Source organism: Actinosynnema sp. NPDC037264, assembly GCF_055603705.1.
Genome location: NZ_JBVJVK010000014.1, coordinates 168,496 through 175,273 on the forward strand (window position 1 = coordinate 168,496; position 6,778 = coordinate 175,273).

The 6,778-nt window shown below is 71.4% G+C and carries 7 protein-coding genes and 1 pseudogene; 3 read left to right on the forward strand and 5 right to left on the reverse strand.

The genetic code is table 11. The annotated features are described in order from the left end of the window. Positions 1-45 precede the first annotated feature (45 nt). Both ACZ7GX_RS18410 and ACZ7GX_RS18415 read right to left on the reverse strand, forming a co-directional pair. Positions 46-864 carry an urease accessory protein UreD gene (locus ACZ7GX_RS18410; protein ID WP_498778151.1) on the reverse strand — a complete coding sequence of 273 codons (819 nt, stop codon included), beginning with the start codon at positions 862-864 and terminating at the stop codon, positions 46-48. Next, positions 861-1,687: pseudogene (locus ACZ7GX_RS18415) on the reverse strand (GNAT family N-acetyltransferase); the annotation flags it as partial. The pseudogene ACZ7GX_RS18415 and the gene ACZ7GX_RS18410, both read right to left, overlap by 4 nt. 402 nt (positions 1,688-2,089) lie before the next feature. Between ACZ7GX_RS18415 and ACZ7GX_RS18420 the strand changes: the two are divergent. Next, entirely contained in the window at positions 2,090-3,223 is a 1,134-nt protein-coding gene (locus ACZ7GX_RS18420) for an ROK family transcriptional regulator (protein WP_498778153.1), read from the forward strand. 51 nt (positions 3,224-3,274) lie between these two features. Here the strand turns inward: ACZ7GX_RS18420 and ACZ7GX_RS18425 are convergent, their stop codons facing one another. Beyond that, positions 3,275-3,907 carry a hypothetical protein gene (locus tag ACZ7GX_RS18425; protein WP_498778155.1) on the reverse strand — a complete coding sequence of 211 codons (633 nt, stop codon included), beginning with the start codon at positions 3,905-3,907 and terminating at the stop codon, positions 3,275-3,277. On the opposite strand from ACZ7GX_RS18425, the gene ACZ7GX_RS18430 reads away from it, so the two are divergent. Next, positions 3,882-4,328, forward strand: a complete 447-nt coding sequence (locus ACZ7GX_RS18430; protein WP_498778157.1) for an ABC transporter permease — start codon at positions 3,882-3,884, stop codon at positions 4,326-4,328. The two genes, ACZ7GX_RS18425 and ACZ7GX_RS18430, sit on opposite strands and share 26 nt — an antisense overlap. A 287-nt stretch (positions 4,329-4,615) precedes the next feature. Here ACZ7GX_RS18430 and ACZ7GX_RS18435 read toward each other — a convergent pair whose 3' ends face one another. Then, complete coding sequence (locus ACZ7GX_RS18435) at positions 4,616-4,981, reverse strand: GntR family transcriptional regulator (protein WP_498778159.1); 366 nt, start codon at positions 4,979-4,981, stop codon at positions 4,616-4,618. After that, positions 4,978-5,757, reverse strand: coding sequence for a hypothetical protein (locus ACZ7GX_RS18440; RefSeq protein ID WP_498778163.1), 780 nt, complete (start codon positions 5,755-5,757; stop codon positions 4,978-4,980). The genes ACZ7GX_RS18435 and ACZ7GX_RS18440 overlap by 4 nt, the downstream gene beginning before the upstream one ends. 358 nt (positions 5,758-6,115) lie before the next feature. Here ACZ7GX_RS18440 and ACZ7GX_RS18445 point away from each other — a divergent pair, with 358 nt between their 5' ends. Then, complete coding sequence (locus ACZ7GX_RS18445) at positions 6,116-6,571, forward strand: RICIN domain-containing protein (protein WP_498778167.1); 456 nt, start codon at positions 6,116-6,118, stop codon at positions 6,569-6,571. Positions 6,572-6,778 lie beyond the last annotated feature (207 nt).

Consider the following 6,778-nt stretch of genomic DNA (forward strand, 5'->3'; position numbering starts at 1 on the left):
CTGGGTCGACGCAGGCCCGGCACGGCGGACACCCGCAGCCCGGTGTCACCCGCGCACGTGCCGCCTCACGGACTCGTCACCGAGCGCACAGGCGCCGTCCGGCCCGCAGCGATGTCCTTCCGAGCGGCACAGGGTTGCCAGTGCGGTGGTGAGCAGGCGTTCGGCGGTGAGGGCGTCGTGGGCCAGCGCGGTGGCGAGGGATCCTCCGTGCGCCAGCGGGACGAGGGACCACCAGTCGCCGCCGGCCGGTTCGGCGGGGTCGTCGCCCCGGACGAGCAGTTCGCCGGCGATGACGGTGTGGCCGGCGAGGTGGGCCGGGGTGTGGTCCAGGTCGGGGTTGCCGAGGTCGAGTCGTTGGTGCAGCAGGGTGGTGTCGGCGCGGCGGACGCGGGTGAGGCCGGTGAAGCGCCCGGGTGGTTCGCCGGTGCGACCCAGGACGACGATCTCCCGGCAGCGCAGGCGTGCGTCGGGGGCCAAGTCGGCGAGCAGCTCTGTGTGGTGGTCGGCGTCGGCGGCGACGATCGTCGGCTCGGTGCGGTAGTCGAGCCGGCCGGCTTCGGCGACGTGGAACCTCGTGGTCATCCGGCTGGGGCCGGGGTGCGGACCGGGCAGCGCGAGGGTGGCGCCGATGCCTTGCAAGCGCAGCCCGGCGCCCGGTCCGACGTGGACTTCCAGGTCCAGGTCGTCACCACCCAACGGGGCCGCGGCGGAGCCGACGAGGTGCACCAGGGCGGTATCGGGGTCGCCGTCGTGTCGGCCGGGTGGGCTGGGCATGAGGGTGAGCGGGGACACCGACCGCAGTTCGCGCACGACGCTGCGGCCGGTGCGGTCCCGTTCGACCACCAGGCGCGCGCAAGCCCTCACGCCGTGCTCGTGAGCTGGGCGGACGCCGCGTCGGCCGGTCGGCTCAGGCAGGCGCGGACCCAGTCGGCCACGTCGGGCGCGTCGGGGGTTCGCACCAGGGATTGCGTGATCACGGGCAGTCGGTGGCGGCGCATGCGGTGGGCGTCGGAGACCATGACCGCCATGTTCGCGCCGACGTGCTCGGCGAGGTCCGTCTTGTTGATGACCAGCAGGTCGGCGGTGGTGACGCCGGGGCCGCCCTTGCGGGGCACCTTGTCGCCGCCGGCGACGTCGACGACGAACACCTGCCGGTCGACCAGGCCGCGGCTGAAGGTGGCGGTGAGGTTGTCGCCGCCGCTCTCGATGATGACCAGGTCCAGGCCGGGGAAGCGGGATTCGAGGCGTTCGACGGCGTCGAGGTTGGCGGTGATGTCGTCGCGGATGGCGGTGTGCGGGCAGGCTGGAGGTCCTTCACCAGGAACCGCGCGGGGTCCGCGACATCGTGCCGGGTTCCGTCGCTGTCCGTGTAGGCGTAGCGATCGAGGTAGTGGCGGCCGGTTTCCCGGTAGCCGAGCCGGAGGTAGAGGGCCGCTGCCCGGGGGTTTCCATCGTCGACGCCCAGGCCGATCCGGTGGTGGCCGTGTTGGCGGACGACGTCCTCCGCGGCGGCGATGAGGGCGGTGCCGATGCCCTGGGACCGGCGTTCGGGCGGCCAGACGTCCAGGCCGTTGAGTTCGGGGCAGTCGGGGTAGTGCTGGTTGATCTCCGGGGCGGAGCAGCCACGCCAGAGGATTTCGCCTGCCCCGACCGGCAGGTCGTCCGCCCAGGCGATCAGGAATGTGCTGTGCCCGTGCTGTTGGCGTTCGAACCGGGTGGTGTGACGCTCGGGTTGGCCGGGCGTGGGGATGTGCTCGCGCAGCAGGGCGAGGTCATTTTCCTGGCAGGGGCGGATGACGACCATCTCTGTCCTTCCGGGACGGCGACTGACTTCTGCGGGCGCAGGCGGCCCGGTCGCCGCTGCCGGCGCGCTGTCGGTATCGGACAAGGGGTGATGCGGCGCAGGTCAGCGTAGCGGGTGTCGGTGTGGCTGTTCTCGTAGCGAGCCGCTCGAACTCGGGTACCGTGCCTTGGCTCTGCGGTGGCGACTCCGCCGAGCCGTGAGCGGTTCGGTCGGTCCGCGGCGCAGGTGTCCGTTGGCGTGATCCGCGGTGATCACCGAGGTCCCGAGCCCCGGTATCGTCGGCCGGTGACCTCGGAAGCCGGCGCCCGCACCACCCCCACGTGGCCGGACCTGGCCGTCATCGCCCGCGACGTGCTGCTGGACGTGCTGGTCCACGGGCCGCTGTCGCGGGCCGAGATCGCCGACCGGCTGCGCCTGTCCCGGCCGACCCTCACCCGGGTCACCAGGTCGTTGGTGGCGAAGGGACTGCTGGTCGAGGGCGACACGAGACCCCGCGCCTCGGCGGGGCGGCCCTCGGAGATGCTGCACGTGCGGGGCGCGGCCCACCACTTCCTCGGCGTGAAGCTGACCGCCGAACGGCTCCACGCCACGATGACCGACCTCACCACGACCCCCGTCGCCACCACCCAGGAGCCGCTGCGCTCCCAGGACCCCGCCGACGTAATCGACCAGATCGCCGACGTGGCGGCCCGCTTCCCCACCCCGACCGGCATGGGGGTAACGCTCGGCGGGGTCACCCACCACGGTGTCGTCGTGCGCGACGAGCACCTCGGCTGGACCCACGTGCCGCTCAAGGCGGCGGTGACCCGCGCCACCGGCATCCCCACCGCGATCGACAACGACGTGCAGGCGCTCACCGCCGCCCAGCACTGGTTCGGCCCCGGCGCCGGGCTGAGATCCATGGCGGTGATCACCGTCGGCGCGGGCGTCGGCACCGGGCTGGTCGTCAACGGCGGCCTCGTCGAAGGCGCGCACGGCCTGCCACCCTGCTTCAGCCACACCCTGGTCGACGCGAGCGGTCCGCTGTGCGGCTGCGGCCGGCGCGGCTGCGTCTCCAGCTACCTGCTCACGCACGTGATCCTGCGGCGACTGACCGGCAACCCCGCCTACGACGAGGCCCTCGACCGGGTCCGCGCGGGCGATCCGCAGGCCCGGCAGGTGTTCGACGAGGCGGGCTACGCGCTCGGCGTGCTCATCGGCACCGTCGCCAACGCCGTCGACCCGCAGAAGGTGCTGCTCACCGGCGAGGGACTCCCGCTGTACGACGTGTCGACGCAACTGGTGCACGACGGCATCGAGGACACCTTCGACGACGACCCCGCCTTGATCGACCTGGACGTGCAACCGTTCGACCACAGCGAATGGGCCCGCTCCGGCGCCGCCCTCGCGGTCAAGGCCACGATCACCGGCACGATCTGATGCCCGGGCGGGTGGGAGGCGCTGCGTCGCCTCCCACCCTTCCGCGCGTGGTCACGTCGTGGGGACCACGCCCGCGGACACCCGGTGGCTCTCCGGCGGGCCCAGGTAGCTGTACTTCAGGCCGCCGGTGTCGACCACGAGGTTCTGCAGCACCACGGCGGGGTCGACCACCCAGAACTTCACCGTGTGCACGCCGGGAGAGGTGACCGTGAACGTGGTGGACGTGCGGTTGACGGCTTCCAGGGCGTTGACCTCCCAGCCCTTGTTCATGGTCGTGTCGTCGGCACGCGTCGCAGTCGTGATGTCGACCGTCCGGGGCGCCTGGTCGTCGATCGACATCGCGTACTTCACGCCGTCGCCGGGACGCACGTTGTTGCGGGGCGAGAGGTACGCCCACACCGTGACCGGTCCGGTCGTCGTCAGGTTGACCTGGTACTCCAGGCGTGCGCCGTCGCCTCCCGGTGTCTGGTCGGCCGTGGTCACCGGGCTGGGCCGCATACCCGACCCGGTACGGCCGATGTCGGGCAGGCGCGACCAGGTGATCCCGTTGCCGTCGACGGCTTTGGTGTAGTGGTCGGCCTCGATGGAGACGTAGCCGCCCGCTTCCACGAAACCGCCCGCGGGCTCGGTGATCGGCTTGTTCACCACCGCCTGCACGGTGACGGTGCGGCCGGCGCCGGTCACGGTGATGGCGTGGCGCGAGTACGACCTCTTCGACGTGCTGCTGGTGACGTTGCAGGTCTCCGTCGCCGTGGTCGTGATCTCCGTGCTGATCGGCGTGCCCACTGCCTACGCCCTGGCCCGCCGCGACTTCCCCGGCAAGAAGCTGCTCACCCTGCTGTTCCTGCTGCCCATCCTGATGCCGCCCATGACCTACGGCATCCCCCTGGCCACCGTGCTCTACAAGTTCCACCTGGCCGGCAGCATGACCGGCGTCATCGTGGCCAACCTCGTGCCGTCGGTGCCGTTCGTCGTGCTGACCATGACCCCGTTCATCGAGCAGATCGACACCAAGATCGGATCCGCCGCGCGGAGATCACCACACCGGACGTGCCGCCGCCCAACAGCGCGTCCAGCTCCGCGAGCTCCGGCTCGCGACCGGTGAAGTTGCCGGTCGACAGGGGCAACTGCCGGGGCTGCCGCACGGGCGCGGCGGTCGTGAGGTGCACGCCGCCGTGGATGTCGCGCGACTGCAGGACGAAGTCGCTGGGACCGGAGACGGTGTTCGAGTGCCCGGCCACGTCGTCCCCGTCCACCACCACCTCCGCCGCCTCACCGAAGGCGCCCACGGTAGCCGCACCCGCCGCACGACCACGTCCCGGCCGTGAACCGCGCATCGGTGGTGTGCGGGCGAAGAGCGCTGCCGGTCGTCGCAGGTTCGCCTTCCGCTGTTCACGGTGTCGCGGCACGGCCCAGGGCCGCCTCGACGATCCGGATCGCCTCGGTGGGATCGATGCCGGTGCTCGCGATGACCGCCGCGTAGTCGAGGGCGGCGCGGCGGGCCTGTTCGAGGGCGCGGTCGCCGGCGGCCGCGACGTACGACCCGGCCCGCCCGCGGGTCTCGATCAGCCCGGCCTCCTCGAGCTCCCGGTACGCCCGACCGACGGTGTTCACGGCGAGGCCGAGGTCGGCCGCGAGCCGGCGGATCGTCGGGAGCCTCGTGCCCACGGCGAGCGCGCGGTCCTGGATCTGCCTCGCGAGCTGGGCTCGGAGCTGCGCGTACGGCGGCGTCGGCGAGGCCGCGTCGATGACGATCACCGGGTCGCCATGGCTCGCCGTGCCGCCGCACCGACGCCCGCGGACCGGACCTGGATCAGGGAGAACACGACGGCGCCCACCACGAGGAGCGCCACCGAGACCGCGTTCCACCAGCCGAGCGAGTCCCCGTACAGGAAGATGACCGGCAGCAACCACACCAGGCTGGGGGTGACGACGGCGCGGGCGTCCTCGACCCGCATCACGACGTCGGCCGTGAGCGACGCCTCGTCCTCCGCCACGGCCGGGCTCGCCAGCACCTGGCGCAACTGCATGACGGTGCCGGCGGCGGCGCCCACGAGGCCGATCAGCACGATGACCGCCCCGGACCGCAGGCCGGGGTCCGGAACCGGCAGCACGCTCACCGCGAGCAGCAACGCGCCGGCGAAGCCGGCGACCGTGAAGACGGCGTGCGGCAGGCCCAACACCGCCGGCCACCCGAGCTGGACAGGGTGGGCCACCCGCCGGGGCAGTCGTGCGCCCGCCCGCCGGTCGACCCGCCGCACCCACCAGCCGAGCAGCCACTGCGCCACCAGCAACCCGACCACCAACGCCGTGAGCACCAGCAGCGCCGGCCAGGACGACGTGACGTCGGCGGGCAGCGTCAACGCGTGCGTGAGTGCCGCACCGATCATGAACGCCGCCAGCAGGACGCTGTTGGCGAGGTTGGCACGCCGTCGCACCGCCAGCCGTGCCGCGAGCAGCGGGGTCGGCTCGGCGTCGGCCAAGCCGTGCCGGGCCAGCCACCGCCCGGCCTCCGGGTGATCTCCCTGGCGCATGTGCCACCTCCCAATGTCACAACCTTTGTCTCAACACGATGAGTCATAGGATGCGACAATGTCAACCCCGGGTCGGGCGCTGCCACCCGGACCCCGTGGACGTGCGAGCCGGCGCGGTCGGCCGCCCGACATCACCCTGCGCGGCTTCACCGTGGGTCATTTTCGGAGATCATGGTGAAAGCTCTTAGCTCGACCCGGTAGCGCCCTACACCCGTTCGACGGAGAGCGATTGCCGAGCACGGCCGGAACGTCCCAGGGTCGGACGAGTCGCGGTTGATCGAACCCGATCACCGCGATCGCTCGAACATTCTCACTCGAGAATACCCACACCCTGAGGAAGGCCATGAAAAGGTCGAGGATGCTGGTTGCGGTGTTCAGCCTTGCCGCCGTCGTGCTCAGCGGCACCATGATGCTGTCGGCTCCGGCGCAAGCGGTGACCGGCGTGATGGTCCGGAGCGAGATGAATGGCAAGTGTCTCGACATCAAGGACTGGAACAACAACGACGGCGCGACCGTCCAGCTGTGGGGTTGCCACGGCGGCGCCAACCAGCGCTGGTACGGCGACGCCGGGATGATCCGCAGCGACATGAACGGCAAGTGCCTCGACATCAGAGACTGGAACAACAGCGACGGGGCCGTCGTGCAGATGTGGAGCTGCCACGGAGGCTCCAACCAACGCTGGTACGTGGACGCCGGAATGATCCGCAGTGAGATGAACGGCAAGTGCCTCGACGTCAAGGACTGGAACCCGAATGACGGGGCCGTCGTGCAGATGTGGAGCTGCCACGGCGGCGCGAACCAACGCTGGTACTGACCAACCGCCCCGCCTGGGTCGCGGCGAAGGAGTGCGTCGCTCCCCCGGCTTTTTCAGGTTGGTGAGACGAGCTTTGTGGTGAGACCGGACAGCGGAGTCGGGGGGGGGCGGGGGGGGGAGACAACGTCCCCGGCTCGGGGCGGGGGTTGGTGGGGAGGGAGACGAGGTGTTGGGGGGGTGCGGGGGTGGTGGGGTCACCACCCAAAG